This window comes from Haloactinopolyspora sp. (assembly GCF_027324685.1).
Classification (GTDB): domain Bacteria; phylum Actinomycetota; class Actinomycetes; order Jiangellales; family Jiangellaceae; genus Haloactinopolyspora.
In genome coordinates this window covers 16,955-32,323 of the sequence record NZ_DAHVSH010000125.1, presented here as the reverse complement: position 1 = coordinate 32,323, position 15,369 = coordinate 16,955, and the positions used below count along the sequence as shown (strand labels likewise).

Sequence of the window (15,369 nt, the reverse complement as noted above, 5' to 3'; positions counted from 1 at the left end):
CGGCAATCTTGAGAACGGACCTGCGACGTGCGGGCCATAGTGAGGTGACATGTCGCGACAACCCGGCACGCCCAGCCTGCTGCGCGTCATGAACGACCGCAGCGCCCTCGAGCTGCTGTTGCGTGAAGGGCCGTTGACCAGGGTCGAGCTGGGCAAGCGCACCGGGCTTTCCAAGGTGACCGCCTCGCAGTTGCTGGCCCGCCTACAGGAGCGCGAGCTCGTGGAGGCGGTGGGCACCCGCTCGACCGGACGCGGGCCCAGCGCGGAGCTGTATGCGCTGCGTCCGGGGTGCTCGTACGCCGTCGGTGTCCAGATGAACCCCGACGGGGTGCGCGCCGCGGTCGCCGATGTCACCGGCGCTGTGGCAGGACAGGTCCAGCGCAGCGCCGAGGGCGCCGGTGACCCGAGGCAGCTCATCCACGACACGACCGTCGCCGTCGCCGCCGAGGCGGGGGTTGCGGTGCAGGACGTCGACGCGGTCGTGATCGGTATGCCGGGCGTGGTCGATCCGGCCACCGGTGACATCGAGCTCTCGTTCGACCTGCCCGGGTGGCAGCGCGGCTTGCGCGCTCTCCTGGCAGCGGATCTGGGGTGTGACGTCACGTTCGACAACGACGTCAACCTGGCTGCGATCGCCGAGCGCGCCGAAGGCGCGGCGCGGAACGTGGACGACATGGTGTTGCTGTGGGTCGGGCGCGGTGTGGGCCTGGCCGTGGTGCTCAGCGGGCACCTGCACCGAGGGGCGACCGGCGCGGCGGGTGAGATCGGCTACCTGCCGATGCCCGGTGCGCCATCGCCGGCTGACGTCGAACGTCCTGCTCGCGGTGCCCTGCAGAGCCTGGTGGGAGCCGCGGCCGTGGTCGAACTGGCAGCCGAGCACGGCATCGTGGCCGCCGACGCAGCGGCAGCGATCAAGGACGCATCGGTCGGCGCCGCCGCGGGCACGCAGTTCCTCGACGAGTTGGCCGAGCGGCTCGCGCTGGGTGTGGCGTCGGTGTGTGCGGTGGTCGATCCAGCGCTGGTGGTGCTGGCCGGGGAGGTCGGGTCGGCCGGCGGCGAGCGGCTGGCCGCGATGGTCGCAGACGCGGTGCGGCGTATCGCCCCGGTTCATCCGCAGGTCGTGCCCACCGCCGTCGACGAGGCGCCGGTGCTGCGTGGCGCAGTGTTGCGGGCGGTCGAGCACGCCCGCGACGACCTGTTCGCCGCCACCTGACCCCCGGCTTCCAAATGATCATGTTCACTTGGTAATTCCCTGCCCCACCACCCATACACGCCTCGTGGTGCAGCACAACGCCTGGTGGTGCGCAGCTCGACAGCGGCGTCCGTCTCCGCGCAGAGCCGCCCAACGCCGCCTGAACATACTGGCAACAAACTTTACGGTAGGGTGCGATGCGCCGTCAGAACAGCACCTGCGACCCCGAAACCGGCGCGCACGCCGTCGGCGAACACTCTGGAGGTACTCGTGAACCGAGCGACGTGCTCACCACCTGGCAGCCGCAGTCGCGCCGCGTGCGCCGCCATCGCGGGACGGCTGACATGACGCCGTCGCGTCGCGGGTCCGCGCAGCTGCGGAGCCTGGCCCTGGGCACCCTCTTCCCTGGTTTCGAGGGGCGGTCGGAGCCGCCGGCCTGGCTACGGCGCATGGCCGCCGAAGGTCTCGGCGGTGTCGTGCTGTTCGGGCGCAACATCGATCCCGAGCACGGTGACGCCGGTGTGGCGCGCCTGGCGGCCGCGTTGCACGATGCCGGCCCGGATCTGGTGATCGCGGTCGACGAGGAAGGTGGCGACGTCACCCGGCTCGACGTCGCGCACGGCTCGTCGCTGCCAGGCAACGCCGCACTCGGCGCGCTCGACGACCCGTCCGCCACCGAGCAGGTGGCCGCTGAACTCGGTTCGCGCCTGCGCGCCTGTGGAATCGACCTGAACTTCGCCCCGGTCGCCGACGTCGACGCGCATCCGGACAATCCGGTCATCGGCGTGCGCTCGTTCGGCTTCGACCCCGAGCTCGTCGCCCGACACGTCGCGGCGTTCGTCGCCGGGCAGCAGAGCCAGGGTGTCGCCGCGACGGCCAAGCACTTTCCCGGGCATGGCGCCACCAGCGAAGACAGTCATCTGACCGAACCGGTGCTCGATGCCGCTCTCGAGGTGATCAGGCAACGCGAGCTACCGCCGTTCCAGGCGGCCATCAAGGCCGACGTCGGCGTGATCATGACGGCGCACATCCGGGTTCCGGCGCTGGACCCCGATGCCCCGGCGACGTTGTCCGCGCCAGCCATCACCGGCCTGCTCAGGGACGAACTGGGCTTCGACGGCGTGGTGATGACCGACGGTCTGGACATGCACGCGATCAGTCGCACCGTCGGGCACGCCGAGGCCGCGGTACAGGCTCTGCTGGCCGGCGTCGACGCGCTGTGCATCGGCGGCGACACCGTCGGGCCTGAGCCGCTGGAGCGCATCGTCGACACCATGGTCGACGCTGTTCGATCCGGGAGATTGCCGGAACGGCGCTTGGCCGAGGCCGCTTTCCGGGTGCGATCCCTGCGGCGCAGACTGCGCGCCGTCACGCCGGCGCCCCTGGCCCGCGGTGCCGCCGCCAACGCCGCAGTGCGAGCGGTGACCACCAGCGGCGACGTCGCACTTCCCGACGCGCCGGTGGTCATCGAGCTGCAGGACCGGCCGTCCATCGCCGCCGGGGCCGTGCCCTGGGGTGTCGGTCGGCAGCTGGCGGAGCGGCTGGACGGCACCGTCGTCGTTCCGGTGAACGAGTCCGGGCCGGATGCTCGGCACGCGCTGACCGCGCACCCGGGCCGGCCGGTCGTCGTCGCCGTGCGCGGGGTACGCCGCCAGCCCTGGCAGGCCGACGTGGTGCGGGCCGTTCGGGCAGCGCGACCGGAGGCGATCGTCGTCGATCACGGCACCGGTACGCCTCCGGAAGTGCTGGGGGAGCGCTACGTGTTGGCGCACGGTGCCGCGCGCATCACCGCGGAGGCAGCGGCCGACCTGCTCGCGTCGCGGTTGCGTCCGCCTGCCCGCTGATCACGACGGGTCGTCGGCTCGCAGCGTCTTGCGGCGTTCGAGCGACTGCCCGGCCGGGAGCCGGCCGGCCATCGAGCGGAGCAGTTCGAGCGCCGGTCCGACCTGGTGTCCGGCGATCATCGCGGTGAGCCGCTCGTGCAGGGCGTTCTCGGCGACCGTGACCTGCTCGGCGATCTGACGGCCACGTGCGGTCACAGTGAGGCGTACCTGGCGGCGGTCGTCCGGATCGGTGTCGCGTCGGACCAGCCCGGTGCCGGTGAGCCGGTCGACGATGCGGCTCGGGTTCGTGCCGGACTCGCAGACGAGCAGGGCCCCGAGTCCACTCAACGTGACCGGCTCGTGCCTGGCGATGAGACCCAGCGCTTCGCCTTGGGCAGGCGTGAGCCCGAGCGGGCGCAGCGCGGCCGCGAGCATGCGGTTGCCCTCGCGCTGCAGCGCCAGGATCAGGTACCGCAGTTCCTCGACCTCGTTCATCGGCGTTGGTGCTCCGTCATCTCCGCGATCATGCCGTGGTGAGCACGATCTTGCCGGATACTTCTCGGTGCTCCAGAGCTGCGTGGGCCGCACCGGCCTCGCGCAGCGGAAACGTCGTCGTCGGCGGCGCGTCGATGTCTCCGCGCCCTACGGCGTCGAGCAGGGCGTGCATGGTGCGCCGATACCATGCGTGATCAGCGCGGATCTCGCGCGGCACCATGCACAATGCCGTCCGGCGGCGGGGCCGCAGTCCCATCAAGCTGACCAGTGCGGCGCCGCGAACGGTGTCGGCCACCATGTACCCGGGGCGCCCGGCGAAGGCGTAGCTGACCAGGACGCCGCCGGGGCCGAGCAGGCGGAAGCCCTTGCGCACGCCGGCGCCGCCGAGGTGATCGAACACGGCCGTGATGCCCGCGGGTTCCTGCTGCTTGATGGCGGTTTCGAAGTCCTGGCGCCGATAGTCGATCATCGTGACGCCCTCGCCGGTGAGCCGCTCGATCGCCGCGGGCACGGACGCGGTGCCGTACATCCGCAGGCCGCGTGCGTGGCCGAGCCCGACGAGTGCGGCGCCGACCGATCCGCTGGCGCCCTGGATGAGAACCGTGTCGCCGGTATGAACGCGCGCGTGCGTGTCGAGCAGGCTGGTGGCCGTCAGGTAGTCGAGCGGAATGCTGGCCGCTGTGTGCGGGCTCATCCCGGCCGGAACCTCGATCAGCAGCCAGGTGGGTACCGACGCGTACTCGGTATAGGCGCCCATCGCCGGAAGCGCCGCAGCCACGATCGTGCCTGGAGCCGGGGCGTCGTCGGCCGCGCCGTCGCCGTGGTCGACGACTTCGCCGACGAATTCGTAGCCCGGGGTGAACGGGGCCCTGCGCTGAAGGATGTAGTCGCCGGATCGAGCCATCAGGTCGGTCCGGCCGACGCCCGCGGCGAGGACGCGGATGCGGGTGTGACCCGGGGCCGGGGGTGGTGTCTCCCCGTCGGTGACGCGGAGCGCCTCGGGGCCGCCGAAGCGGTCCACGGTGATGCGGCGGTGACGGATAGAGCCGGTGTTGACCGTGTCGGGGGATCGCCCCCAGGAGGTGTCCATGTGGCAACACTATATGGCGCGACATTAAATGTCACGACATATAAATATGATGACGGCTCACGCGCTCGTTAGATTGCTCCGGCGGGCGAGTCATCAGGGCGCGATACCCATCGGGGGTATCTTGAGAGTTGGGTCAGGACATGAGGAGACGGGCATGAGCGACGCTCAGGGCAGCACGCACGGCTACATTCACCGCAAGGACGAGTACTTGAAGCGGCTCAGCCGCATCGAGGGTCAGGCGCGGGGCCTGCAGCGCATGGTCGACGAGGAGAAGTACTGCATCGACATCCTCACCCAGGTCTCCGCGATGACGAAGGCGTTGGAGTCCGTCGCGTTGGGGCTGCTCGACGAGCACCTTAACCATTGCGTGGTCGAGGCCGCTCGCGTCGGCGGCGAGGAGGCGGACCAGAAGATCAAGGAGGCCTCCGACGCCATCGCGCGCCTGGTGCGCTCCTGATTCAACCGGTGGGCTCGCCTGGGTCCGCATGGCACACTCGCCGCATGATCGACCTGCGTGTGCTCAGCCCGGACGACTGGCCGGTCTGGCGAGAGCTCCGGCTGGCGGCCCTGGCCGACGCGCCAGAAGCGTTCGGGGCGAGCTTGGCCGACTGGCAAGTCGCCGGCGATCGCGAGGAACGGTGGCGTGCCCGCCTGGCGGTTCCGGGTTCCTATCACGTCGTGGCGCTGCTCGACGGCGTTCCGGTCGGCATGGCCAGTGGCATGCCCACCGAGCGGGACGGCATCGTCGAACTGCTGTCGATGTGGGTCGCTCCGCAAGCACGCGGGCGCGGTGTCGGTGACCGGCTGGTGTCGGCGGTGACGCAGTGGGCTGAAGAGCGCGGCGCCGACCTGGTGCGCCTGGCTGTGGCCGACGGCAACCGGCCGGCTGCCGCGCTGTACGAACGGCACGGCTTCGGGTATACCGGCGAGACCCAGTTGATGCCCGACGGTGTGCGCCGCGAGGTCATCATGCAGCGACCCTGTCGCCGCGACGTCACCGCTGGTTAGAGAGGCGGGCCTGCATCGTCTCGGCGAGGGCGATCGCCGCGCTGAGCGGGCGAACCATGACGGTGAACTCGTCGATCATGCCGTTGGCGTCGACATGCACGAAGTCACATCCGTCGAGCTGACGGTCGCCGACGCGGGCGGTGAAGACCAGGGCATGATCGGCAGCGTCCGGCGCACCGATCTCGCGCACGTAGCGGAAGTCTTCGAACACCTGCGCAACCGCGCGCAGGATCGGGCGTACCGACTCGCGGCCACGGTAGGGCTCGAAGGCCACCGGGCTGTTGAAGACGACGTTGTCGGCGAGGAGATCCACGGCGGCGTCGATGTCGCCTGCTTCGACGGCGGCTCGAAAGGGATGCACGAGCCCGACCCTACCGGGGGTCGCGGTGACCCTGCCTTGCAGCCGCCACGCGCTGACCGAGGGCTGCGTCGGCCGCTGGACTGTCAACAAAATGTTGACACTGATGCCGAGTTGTCAATATTATGATGACGCCGGTGGAGATCGCGGACAGCGCTCGAAAGCACGGCATCGATGACGATGACATGCTGCATGCCATACGAAACCCGTTCCGCTACGTCGAGCAGGAGTACAAGGGCGAGCTGCGGTTGTTGATTCTGGGTGCCGATCGGACAGGGCGCCTGTTGGAGGTGGTCGTCGTGCCCACTGACCAGCCTCAGCGGGTGATTCACGCTGACCGGATGCGCCCGAAATTCTACGATTACCTGTGAAGGGGTGATGACGATGGCCAGGACGCAGCACAAGTCTGACGTTGAGGGGTGGCTGGACACCCTGGACCCGGCGACGACGCCCGCCAAGGATGCCCGACACCTTCGGGAGATCGGCCAGGCGCTCGCCAACCTTGAAGATGCTGAGCGTGCACTGGAGAAGGCCATCACGGATGCGCGTGCTGCTGGGGACTCGTGGACAGCCATTGGTGCCGTGCTCGGAACTTCCCGCCAGGCCGCTCAGCGCAAGTTCGGGTCCAAGGTGACTGGGGGGAACTCGTAAGCCTGGGAACCCGCGACATGCCCGGTCAGAAGCTCACGTTGCCCTTGAGCAGCTGCCTGGCCATGACGAGGCGCTGGATCTGGTTGGTGCCCTCGTAGATCTGGGTGATCTTGGCATCGCGCATCATGCGCTCGACGGGATAGTCGCGCGTGTAACCGTACCCGCCGAACAGTTGGACGGCGTCGGTCGTGACCTCCATGGCGACGTCGGAGGCGTAGCACTTCGCGGCGGCGCCGAGGAACGAGAGGTTCGCCTCGTCGCGCTCGCTGGCCGCGGCCGCGCGGTAGACCATCTGGCGGGCGGTTTCGACCTTCATGGCCATGTCGGCGAGCATGAACTGCACGCCCTGGAAGTCCGCCACCGGCCGGCCGAATTGCTGGCGGTCTTGCACGTACGACGTCGCCGCAGCCAGCGCGCCTGCGGCGATGCCGACGGCCTGCGCGCCGATGGTGACGCGGGTGTGGTCGAGCGTGCGCAGCGCGATCTTCAAGCCCTGGCCGGGCTCGCCGACCACGCGGTCGCCGGGGATCCGGCAGTTTTCGAAAAGCAGTTCCCGGGTGGGGGAGCCTTTGATGCCGAGCTTCTTCTCCGGCGCGCCGTAGGTGAAGCCGTCGTCGCCGTCCTCGACCACGAACGCGGTGATGCCGCGAGAACCGGCTTCCGGGTCGGTGACAGCCATCACCGTGTAGAACTTCGAGACCCCGGCGTTGGTGATCCACGACTTCTGCCCGTTCAGCACCCAGTCGTCGCCGTCGCGGGTGGCGCGAGTCGTCATCGACGCGGTGTCGGAGCCGGCCTCGCGTTCGGACAACCCGTAGGAAAACATCGCCTCACCGGCCGCGACCGGCGGCAGATAGCGAGCCTTGACGTCGTCGGAGGCGGCGAGCAACAACGGCATGGTGCCGAGCTTGTTGACCGCTGGGATCAGCGACGTCGACGCGCAGGCGCGGGCGACTTCCTCGATGACGATGCAGGTGGCCAGTGCGTCCGCCCCAGGCCCGTCGTACTGCTCGGGGATGTGCGGTGCGTGGAAGTCCGCCGCCCGCAGGGCGTCGTAGGACTCCTGCGGGAACCGGCTCTGCTCGTCGACCTCACCCGCATGAGGTGCGACCTTGTCGGTGCAGATCTCTCGGACGGCGGCGCGGATCGCCTCGTGATCCTCAGACAGCCGGTACAGGTCGAAGTCGGCGTTCTCGGCATGCATGGCCCGATGCTACTCGTGAGTAGTGCGTGGCGGGCAACCGCAGCAGGCGCCCACGGTGCGTGCCCGACAGAAAACTTCCCTTGTACGCTCATCTGGTCGTCGATACACCGGTCTCATGGGTAAAGGAACACGTCGTGCCCCTGCGCATCTCTGTCATCGGCACCGGCTATCTCGGTGCGGTCCATGCCGTTGGCATGGCCGAATTGGGTTACAGCGTCGTCGGAGTCGACGTCGACGACCAGAAGGTCGCCGCGTTGAGCCGTGGAGAGGCGCCGATCTACGAGCCCGGCCTGGACGAGTTGCTGAGCAAGCACCTCGCGAGTGGCAAGGTCCGGTTCACCACCGACATCGAGGCCGCAGCTGATGCTGACGTGCACTTCATCTGCGTCGGCACGCCGCAGCGCCACGACGGACTGGCTGCCGACATGTCCTACGTCGACGCCGCCGTCGACGCTCTTGCGCCGCACCTCGCCCGCGCGTGCCTCGTCGTGGGCAAGTCGACCGTTCCGGTCGGCACGGCCGAGCGGCTGGCCGAGCGGCTGGTCAAGCTGGCGCCGGCCGGCTCCGACGCCGAACTGGCCTGGAACCCGGAGTTCCTGCGTGAAGGTTTCGCGGTCGAGGACACCCTGCATCCGGACCGGCTGGTCTTCGGCGTCACCTCCGAGGCGGCCGAGCAGCGACTGCGCGAGGTGTACGCGGCGACCATCGCCGACGGCACCCCCGTCGTCGTCGCTGATCTGGCCACGGCGGAGCTGGTGAAATCCGCGGCCAACGCATTCCTGGCCACCAAGATCTCGTTCATCAACGCCATCGCCGAGATCGCCGAGATCACCGGCGCCGACGTCACGAAGCTCGCCGACGCCATCGGCCACGACGCCCGCATCGGGCGCAAGTTCCTCAACGCCGGACTCGGATTCGGCGGCGGCTGTCTGCCCAAGGACATCAGGTCGTTCATGGCCAGCGCCGGCGAACTCGGCGCGGCTCACGCACTGACCTTCCTCGGTGAGGTCGACGCGATCAACCTGCGCCGCCGCGAACGGGTCGCCGAACTGGCCCGCGAGGTCGTCGGCGGATCGATCGCCGAGCGCCGGGTCGCCGTCCTCGGCGCGGCGTTCAAGCCGAACTCCGACGACGTACGCGACTCGCCCGCGCTGGCCGTGGCCGGACAACTGCACCTCGAGGGAGCTCACGTCGCGGTGTACGACCCGCGCGCCATGGCCAACGCCGAGCGGATCTACCCGACTCTGGAGTACGCCGAGTCCGCCGTCGACGCCTGCCGTGGTGCCGACGTCGTCCTGCACCTCACCGAGTGGCAGGAGTTCCGCGTGATCGACCCGGTCGAACTGCGCGGTGTCGTCGAGCGACCGGTCGTCGTCGACGGCCGCAACTGCCTCGACGCCGACGCATGGCGCGCCGCCGGCTGGACCTACCGGGGGCTCGGCCGCCCGTAGAAAGTCGACACCGGACACAACCGGGCGGCCGTGTCGGGGCGTCAGCATTCTGAAGTGACCCCGACGGACGGACATGGGCATGCGCGCGGAGCTCGACGAATCGTTCGCAGCGTTGGCCGCGGCGGAACTGGCCGGGCTCCGGCGGTTCGGCTACGCCGTATGCGGTGACTGGGCCCGGGCCGACGACCTGGTGCAAGCCACGTTCGAGCGGATGTACCGCAAGTGGCCACGGATCCACGACGTATCCAATCCGGGTGCGTACGCCCGGACGGTGTTGTCGCGGCTGGCGATCAGCGAGACTCGGCGATCCTGGTGGCGTCGGGAACGCGTGACCGACGACCTGCCGGATGAGCCGGTTGGTGATCGTGCTCACGAAGCCGTTGATCGAGTTGATCTTGCGCATGCGCTGAGCGGGCTGACGGTGAAGCAGCGGGCCGTGGTGGTCTTGCGGTTCGTCGAGGACCGCCCGGTTGCCGAGGTGGCCGAGATTCTCGGTATCGCGCCCGGCACGGTCAAGCGGCAGTGCCACGACGCTACCGCCCACCTGCGAAGACAGCTCGATGTTCACGAGACCGTCGGTCCGGAACCGAGCCACGCCGAAGAGAGTTGATCATCGTGCCTGGTGTGCCTGAGTTGTTGCGCGAAGCAGAGAAGCAGACCGTCCCGCCCACCCCGTTCGATCTGGACACGTCGTTGCAACGCGTGCGGGCGAAAGCAGTGCGTCGACGGCGCGCGTGGGCAGCCTCGGGTTTCGCCGCGGCCGCAGCCGTCGTCGTCGGGTCGGTGGTGTGGCCTGCCGATACGAACGACGCATCCGAGCCACCGCGCCCGGCCGCCGCGGCTCCCGCCGACCCGCGGGACATGCTGGCGATCTTGAACACCCCGCGGGAGGCCGAGGACCGGCTTCCGGTTGACGTGACAGAAGACCCCGTCTTCGCCGATACGCAGCTGGTCCCCGAATCCGTGCGCTTCCTCGCTGAACACGACACTGAGCGGTACTGGACCGGTGTGTCGGCCGACGGCTACGCGTGTCTGTTGATGACGGTGCCGACGGACAAGCTGAACGCACGGCCCGAAGACGACTGGACCTGGTACCTCGGATGTGGCGGCATCTCGGGAGATGGAATGCAGATGACAGCGGAGGGTGTGCAAGTTCGGCTCGTACCGGACGACTACGAGCCGAGCGAACAGGACCACGAGGAGTGGACCTTCCTGACCCCCAACCTCGCGGTCGAGAAGGACTGAACCCGCGCATCCACGACGACGGCGTCAGTCCTGCTCGAGCAGCTCCGGCGGGACTTCGGTACCGTCGCGCAGCGCTGTCCACAACAGCTCCGCCTGCTCGCTGTCCCACGTGACGGTGTTGCCCACCTCGCCCAGCGGGACGGTGAGGGTGTCACCGCCGTCACCGGACACGGCGCCGATGCCACGCACGAAACTGAACATGTCGAGCGGGCCGGTGTCCTCGTCCAGGACGAGCGCGTCACCGCCGGCCAGCGCGGTGCGGGTGAGCTCGAGCGGGTTGAGCAGCGTGCCCGCCGACAGCGCCTTGTCCGAGATCGCGGAGATGAGCTCGCGCTGACGCTCCACGCGCCCGAGGTCCGAGCGCGGGTCGAAGTAGCGGGCGCGGGCGTAGCCCAGCGCGTCGGAGCCGGCGAGTTCCTGGCAGCCCTCCGGGAGATCGATGTGCGCCTTCTCGTCCTGGACGGCCTCGTCGAGGCACATCTCCACGCCGCCGAGGGCGTCGACGATGTGGGCGAAGCCGCCGAAGCCGATCTGGACGTAGTCGTCGATGGCCACCCCGGTGTTCGCTTCGATCGTCTCCACCAGCAGTGGAGCGCCGCCGAAGGCGAACGACGCGTTGATGCGGTTCTGGCCCTCGCCCGGGATGTCGACGATCGAGTCACGCGGCACGCTGATCAGGGCCGGGCGGTCGCCGCCGCCAGGAACGTGCAGCAACATGATGGTGTCGGTGCGCTGGCCCGATGTTTGGCCGGTGCCGAGTTCGGACCGTTCTTCCTCGGTGAGGTCTTCACGGCTGTCGGACCCGACGATCAGGAACACGCGGCCGTCGGACCGGGCGTCGCCGTGATCGTCCGGAATGGCGTCGACCTTGTCGATGCGGCCCCACACGTACCACAGCAAGGCGGCGATCACGACGGCGATGATCAGCAGGAGTATGAGCAGCCACCGGAAGAAGCGGCCGATGCCGGAACGGCGCTTCTTGGGGCGAGGCGGCGGATCGTCGTCGCGCTGGCGGCTGCGGCGGGGCGGCGACGTCGGAGGCGGCGCCGCGGCGGCCGGTTCTTGGGCGGGCGGCAGCACGCTGGTGCCGCCCGGTGCGGGCGCCTGCTGCGGGATCGGCGTGTCGTCATCGTCTTCGGGGCTGTGTGGCCGCCCGCCCCGGTACGACACCCCTGGCACGTGGCCGGAACGGTAGGTGGTGCGCTTGACGTGCGACACGTCGTTCTGTCCCGCCTCGCCTTGAGGTGGGACAGGGGCATCGGAGCCACCGTCTGGTCTCGTCATCGAGACGACCATACCCGGGTACCACCCGGTGTGGCCGATGACGCACACCGGTGTGCTGTGTGGTCCTCTAGGCTGGCGCGATGAGTTGGCTCGTCACCGGCGGGGCCGGTTACATCGGCGCGCATGTCGTCCGTGCTCTGACGGCGGCGGGGGACGATGTCGTCGTCGTCGACGATCTGTCCACCGGACTGGCCGAGCGCATCCCGGACGGTGTCGCGTTCGAACGCATGAGCCTGTTCGACGCAGCCGGCATCCGCCGCGTCCTGAACGATCACGACATCGACGGCGTGGTGCACGTCGCTGCGAAAAAGCAGGTCGCCGAGTCGCTACGGGAGCCCTCACGGTACTTCCGTGAGAACGTCGAAGCGGTGCGGATCCTGCTGGACGAATGTGCCGAGGCCGGGGTGGGGTCGTTCGTGTTCTCCTCCAGCGCGGCGGTCTACGGGCATGCCGCCGCCGCCCCGGTGCGTGAGGACGACTCGTGTGCGCCCACCACGCCGTATGGGCAGACCAAACTCGCGGGTGAGTGGCTGGTGCGCGCGGTCGGTGACGTCGCCGGCATGCGTACCCTGTCGCTGCGCTATTTCAACGTCGCCGGGGCCGGCGAACCCGCCCTGGCCGACCAGCACGCCACCAACCTCGTTCCGCTCGTGCTCAGCGCGATCCGCCGCGGCACCCCGCCAAGAATCTTCGGCGCGGACTATCCCACCGCCGACGGCACGTGTGTGCGCGACTACGTCCACGTCGCCGACGTCGCCGACGCGCACGTTCACGCCGCCCATGCCCTGGCGCACGACGAGCTCGCCTCTGGTCAGGTGCTCAACATCGGGACCGGCGAAGGGGTCTCGGTCCGCCAGATCATCACGCAGGCGCTGGCGATCACCGGTTCGGGCCTGGAGCCGGTGGTCGAGGCCCGTCGGCCCGGCGATTCGCCCGTGGTCGTGGCCGACGTGGGCACGGCGAGCCGACTGTTGTCGTGGAAGGCGACGAAGTCCGTCACCGACATGATCGAGTCGGCGTGGCAGGCAAGGTGACCGGCCGTTGCGCGCGCCTGGCCTGATCCGGCATCGAGCGAAGGAGTAGGACCGAATGACGCTGGAGGGGCGGCCCACCTCGGCTGCGCAGACGAGCCTGTCGCGCATCATGACCGCGTTGGACACCAACCTGCTGGGCACCGTGCACGGCGGTGTGATCATGAAGCTGATCGACGACGTCGCGGGTGCGGTCGCGCAGCGGCATTCCGGTGGTCCGGCCGTCACGGCGACGATGGACGAGATGACGTTTCTCGAGCCGGTCCACGTCGGTGACCTGGTGCACGCCAGTGGCCGGGTGAACTGGACCGGACGGACGTCGATGGAGGTCGGCGTACGCGTGGTGGCCGAGCCGTGGAACGAGGTCCGCCCGGCCGCGGCGGTGGCCACCGCCTACCTCGTCTTCGTCGCGCTCGACGAGGACGGTGCGCCGCGCCTGGTCCCTCCGGTCCTGCCGGAGACCGAGGAGGACCGGCGCCGCTTCGCCGAGGCGAAGATCCGCCGTACTCACCGCCTGGCCCGCCGCGAGGCGATCCTGGCTTCGCGACGCCAGGATTCGGCGGCCGCAGGGGGCGAAAGCTAGCTTCGCGCGGCGCGCAGTCGTCCCGATATGTACCGATTCGCGCATTCTTACGGGGATCGGTGTGACAGAAGTGACGGACGAGGCGGGCGTTGTCGGCGTGCCTCCACAGTGATCGAGTGGCGTGGCGGTGATACTGACGTGGCGAGCGCTACGGGGGCGTTCGTGTTCGACATGTCCTGGGGGATATGAATGGGAACTCCGGCACGGCCGTCCGGTCCCCGGCGCGCTGCGACCCAGCGTCGAACGACGGCGGCGTTGCGGGCCGAGCGCGCCGAGGCGCGGCGGTTCCGGCGTTCGTTGACGCTCGTCGGGTTGTCGGTCGTCGCGCCCGGAAGTGCGCAGTTCATCGCCGGGCACCGCAAGACCGGCAAGATCGCGTTGGCCGTGGCCGGTGGACTGGTGACGCTGGCCGCGCTCATCGCATGGCTGGTGCCGATGCAGGACCTCGCCGGGCTGGCGGTCAAGCCCTGGCTGCTGACCGGGTTCAAGATCATCGCCTTCGGGATGGCCATCGCCTGGGCCGCGCTCATCGTCGACGCCTGGCGCCTCGGGCACCCACCCGGCCTCAACCAGAAGCATCGCCTGATCATGGTGGGCGCCACCATCGCACTCGCGGGCCTGGTGTCCACGCCGTTCGTCGTGGCTGCTCGGTATGCGACGGCCGCACACGACGCGGTGGTCGAGATGTTCCCGTCCGGCGAGGTCGCCGCCGCCAGCGACGGACGACTGAACATCCTGCTGCTCGGTGTCGATGCCGGCGACGGACGCGTGGGGGTGCGTCCGGACAGCATCAACCTCGTGTCGGTGGACGTTCGCACCGGCGAGCCGTCGATGATCAGCTTGCCCCGCAATCTCGAGAAGGCACGTTTCCCACCCGGCTCGCCGGCTGACGACGAGTTTCCGCGCGGGTTCGACGGTGACGGCGACCGCTCGGACTACCTGCTCAACGCCACGTGGACCTACGGGGAGGAGCACCCGGAGCTGTTCGATGGGGCGTCCGGGCCCGGCCCCACCGCCGTCAAGCAAGCCGTCGAAGGCACCCTCGGCATCCCCGTCCACTACTACGTCGCCGTCGACCTCGACGGATTCCGCGACATCATCGACGCCATCGGCGGCGTGACGCTCCGCGTCAACGAGGAGTTGCCGATCGGTGACAAGGGCCGCGTGCTCGAGCCGGGCCTGCAAGAGCTCGACGGCTATCACGCACTCTGGTACGCGCGGTCTCGTGAGGGGTCGTCGGACTACGACCGGATGGCCCGGCAGCGCTGCGTCATCGGTGCGTTGATGCGCGAGGCCGACCCGCCGACACTCCTGGCCAATTTCCTCGACTTGGCCGAAGCGTCGAAATCGATGATCACCACCGACATTCCGCGCGAGGACCTGTCGAACCTGGTCGACCTGGCGCTGAAGGCGAAGGACGCGGAGATCACGGCGCTGCAGTTCGTGCCGCCGCTCATCGCGCCGGCTGATCCCGACTTCGACCTCATCGCGGAGCGGACGTCGGATCTGCTCAACGGCGACATCGATGTGGCTTCCGCCGCGCAGCCGGCGGACGACTCGGGCGCCGCAGATGGTTCGGGCGCCGCAGATGGTTCGGGCGGCGATGGTTCGGGCGGCGACGCCGAGGACGATGCCAGCGGCGAGGGCGATCCGGCTGCGGACGATGGCGACGACGACAGTGTCGGCGAGGCTCCGGCGGACGACGAGGCGGGCGAGGACGGCGATGCGCCGAACGCCTCGGAGCCGGTGGAAGTGTCCTCCGCGTGCTCCTACGAGTAGGGGTTCGTCGGGGCCGTCCGGGCGGCCGGTGTCTGGGTACGTGTCGCGGTGGGGGTGCGCCACGAGGTTTTCTGTTGCATCACGAGGCGTGCATGGGTGGTGTGGCAGGGAATTACCAAGTGAACATGATCATTCGAACGCACGCGGGAGGGGAGTGTGTGGGTGAAGCGGACGC

The 15,369-nt window shown here is 69.2% G+C and carries 17 protein-coding genes; 12 read left to right on the top strand and 5 right to left on the bottom strand.

All coding sequences use genetic code 11. The annotated features are described in order from the left end of the window. Positions 1-49: 49 nt before the first annotated feature. Together M6444_RS14375 and M6444_RS14370 are read left to right on the top strand one after the other, a co-directional pair. Complete coding sequence (locus M6444_RS14375) at positions 50-1,213, top strand: ROK family transcriptional regulator (protein WP_298328657.1); 1,164 nt, start codon at positions 50-52, stop codon at positions 1,211-1,213. 176 nt (positions 1,214-1,389) lie between these two features. Continuing rightward, positions 1,390-3,036 (top strand): glycoside hydrolase family 3 protein, encoded by a 1,647-nt coding sequence (locus M6444_RS14370; RefSeq protein WP_298328654.1) that lies wholly within the window; start codon positions 1,390-1,392, stop codon positions 3,034-3,036. Here M6444_RS14370 and M6444_RS14365 read toward each other — a convergent pair whose 3' ends face one another. Further along, complete coding sequence (locus M6444_RS14365; RefSeq protein WP_298328650.1) at positions 3,037-3,510, bottom strand: winged helix DNA-binding protein; 474 nt, start codon at positions 3,508-3,510, stop codon at positions 3,037-3,039. It lies immediately after the preceding gene. 28 nt (positions 3,511-3,538) lie between these two features. After that, positions 3,539-4,600: a zinc-binding dehydrogenase gene (locus tag M6444_RS14360; protein WP_298328648.1), complete on the bottom strand. Its 1,062-nt coding sequence runs from the start codon at positions 4,598-4,600 to the stop codon at positions 3,539-3,541. A gap of 154 nt (positions 4,601-4,754) precedes the next feature. On the opposite strand from M6444_RS14360, the gene M6444_RS14355 reads away from it, so the two are divergent. Together M6444_RS14355 and M6444_RS14350 are read left to right on the top strand one after the other, a co-directional pair. Further along, a complete protein-coding gene (locus M6444_RS14355) occupies positions 4,755-5,057 on the top strand; it encodes a metal-sensitive transcriptional regulator (protein ID WP_298328645.1) in 303 nt (100 codons plus the stop codon). 44 nt (positions 5,058-5,101) lie between these two features. Then, positions 5,102-5,608 (top strand): GNAT family N-acetyltransferase, encoded by a 507-nt coding sequence (locus M6444_RS14350; RefSeq protein ID WP_298328642.1) that lies wholly within the window; start codon positions 5,102-5,104, stop codon positions 5,606-5,608. On the opposite strand, the gene M6444_RS14345 is transcribed toward M6444_RS14350, so the two are convergent. Next, positions 5,595-5,969: a nuclear transport factor 2 family protein gene (locus M6444_RS14345; RefSeq protein WP_298328640.1), complete on the bottom strand. Its 375-nt coding sequence runs from the start codon at positions 5,967-5,969 to the stop codon at positions 5,595-5,597. The genes M6444_RS14350 and M6444_RS14345 overlap by 14 nt on opposite strands. 134 nt (positions 5,970-6,103) lie before the next feature. On the opposite strand from M6444_RS14345, the gene M6444_RS14340 reads away from it, so the two are divergent. Continuing rightward, on the top strand, positions 6,104-6,337 hold the full coding sequence (locus M6444_RS14340; protein ID WP_298328637.1) for a DUF4258 domain-containing protein: 234 nt from the start codon (positions 6,104-6,106) through the stop codon (positions 6,335-6,337). 7 nt (positions 6,338-6,344) lie between these two features. Further along, positions 6,345-6,617 (top strand): hypothetical protein, encoded by a 273-nt coding sequence (locus M6444_RS23020; RefSeq protein WP_363326377.1) that lies wholly within the window; start codon positions 6,345-6,347, stop codon positions 6,615-6,617. Between the two features lie 25 nt (positions 6,618-6,642). Here the strand turns inward: M6444_RS23020 and M6444_RS14335 are convergent, their stop codons facing one another. Then, positions 6,643-7,821 (bottom strand): acyl-CoA dehydrogenase family protein, encoded by a 1,179-nt coding sequence (locus M6444_RS14335; RefSeq protein WP_298328634.1) that lies wholly within the window; start codon positions 7,819-7,821, stop codon positions 6,643-6,645. 134 nt (positions 7,822-7,955) lie between these two features. Between M6444_RS14335 and M6444_RS14330 the strand changes: the two genes are divergently transcribed. From M6444_RS14330 to M6444_RS14320, 3 genes are all read left to right on the top strand, one after another. Continuing rightward, entirely contained in the window at positions 7,956-9,272 is a 1,317-nt protein-coding gene (locus M6444_RS14330) for a UDP-glucose/GDP-mannose dehydrogenase family protein (protein WP_298328631.1), read from the top strand. A 79-nt stretch (positions 9,273-9,351) separates the two neighbouring features. After that, complete coding sequence (locus tag M6444_RS14325; RefSeq protein ID WP_298328628.1) at positions 9,352-9,882, top strand: SigE family RNA polymerase sigma factor; 531 nt, start codon at positions 9,352-9,354, stop codon at positions 9,880-9,882. A 14-nt stretch (positions 9,883-9,896) separates the two neighbouring features. Beyond that, positions 9,897-10,517, top strand: coding sequence for a hypothetical protein (locus M6444_RS14320; RefSeq protein WP_298328625.1), 621 nt, complete (start codon positions 9,897-9,899; stop codon positions 10,515-10,517). Between the two features lie 24 nt (positions 10,518-10,541). On the opposite strand, the gene M6444_RS14315 is transcribed toward M6444_RS14320, so the two are convergent. Beyond that, positions 10,542-11,801: an LCP family protein gene (locus M6444_RS14315; protein WP_298328622.1), complete on the bottom strand. Its 1,260-nt coding sequence runs from the start codon at positions 11,799-11,801 to the stop codon at positions 10,542-10,544. An 80-nt stretch (positions 11,802-11,881) separates the two neighbouring features. Here M6444_RS14315 and galE point away from each other — a divergent pair, with 80 nt between their 5' ends. The 3 genes from galE to M6444_RS14300 all read left to right on the top strand — a co-directional run bounded on the left by galE (position 11,882) and on the right by M6444_RS14300 (position 15,194). Further along, positions 11,882-12,835, top strand: a complete 954-nt coding sequence (galE, locus tag M6444_RS14310; protein WP_298328619.1) for a UDP-glucose 4-epimerase GalE — start codon at positions 11,882-11,884, stop codon at positions 12,833-12,835. Between the two features lie 55 nt (positions 12,836-12,890). Next, positions 12,891-13,415: an acyl-CoA thioesterase gene (locus tag M6444_RS14305; RefSeq protein ID WP_298328616.1), complete on the top strand. Its 525-nt coding sequence runs from the start codon at positions 12,891-12,893 to the stop codon at positions 13,413-13,415. Between the two features lie 189 nt (positions 13,416-13,604). Next, entirely contained in the window at positions 13,605-15,194 is a 1,590-nt protein-coding gene (locus M6444_RS14300; protein ID WP_298328613.1) for an LCP family protein, read from the top strand. Positions 15,195-15,369: the final 175 nt, after the last annotated feature.

What these genes read in the sequence shown, in the direction of transcription:
- M6444_RS23020 (WP_363326377.1), top strand. Translation starts at nt 6,345, where the DNA reads ATGACGATGGCCAGGACGCAGCACAAGTCTGACGTTGAGGGGTGGCTG.
- M6444_RS14375 (WP_298328657.1), top strand. Translation starts at nt 50, where the DNA reads ATGTCGCGACAACCCGGCACGCCCAGCCTGCTGCGCGTCATGAACGAC.
- galE (WP_298328619.1), top strand. Translation starts at nt 11,882, where the DNA reads ATGAGTTGGCTCGTCACCGGCGGGGCCGGTTACATCGGCGCGCATGTC.
- M6444_RS14365 (WP_298328650.1), bottom strand. Translation starts at nt 3,510, where the DNA reads ATGAACGAGGTCGAGGAACTGCGGTACCTGATCCTGGCGCTGCAGCGC.
- M6444_RS14305 (WP_298328616.1), top strand. Translation starts at nt 12,891, where the DNA reads ATGACGCTGGAGGGGCGGCCCACCTCGGCTGCGCAGACGAGCCTGTCG.
- M6444_RS14370 (WP_298328654.1), top strand. Translation starts at nt 1,390, where the DNA reads ATGCGCCGTCAGAACAGCACCTGCGACCCCGAAACCGGCGCGCACGCC.
- M6444_RS14335 (WP_298328634.1), bottom strand. Translation starts at nt 7,821, where the DNA reads ATGCATGCCGAGAACGCCGACTTCGACCTGTACCGGCTGTCTGAGGAT.
- M6444_RS14355 (WP_298328645.1), top strand. Translation starts at nt 4,755, where the DNA reads ATGAGCGACGCTCAGGGCAGCACGCACGGCTACATTCACCGCAAGGAC.
- M6444_RS14350 (WP_298328642.1), top strand. Translation starts at nt 5,102, where the DNA reads ATGATCGACCTGCGTGTGCTCAGCCCGGACGACTGGCCGGTCTGGCGA.
- M6444_RS14315 (WP_298328622.1), bottom strand. Translation starts at nt 11,801, where the DNA reads ATGACGAGACCAGACGGTGGCTCCGATGCCCCTGTCCCACCTCAAGGC.
- M6444_RS14325 (WP_298328628.1), top strand. Translation starts at nt 9,352, where the DNA reads ATGCGCGCGGAGCTCGACGAATCGTTCGCAGCGTTGGCCGCGGCGGAA.
- M6444_RS14360 (WP_298328648.1), bottom strand. Translation starts at nt 4,600, where the DNA reads ATGGACACCTCCTGGGGGCGATCCCCCGACACGGTCAACACCGGCTCT.
- M6444_RS14300 (WP_298328613.1), top strand. Translation starts at nt 13,605, where the DNA reads ATGGGAACTCCGGCACGGCCGTCCGGTCCCCGGCGCGCTGCGACCCAG.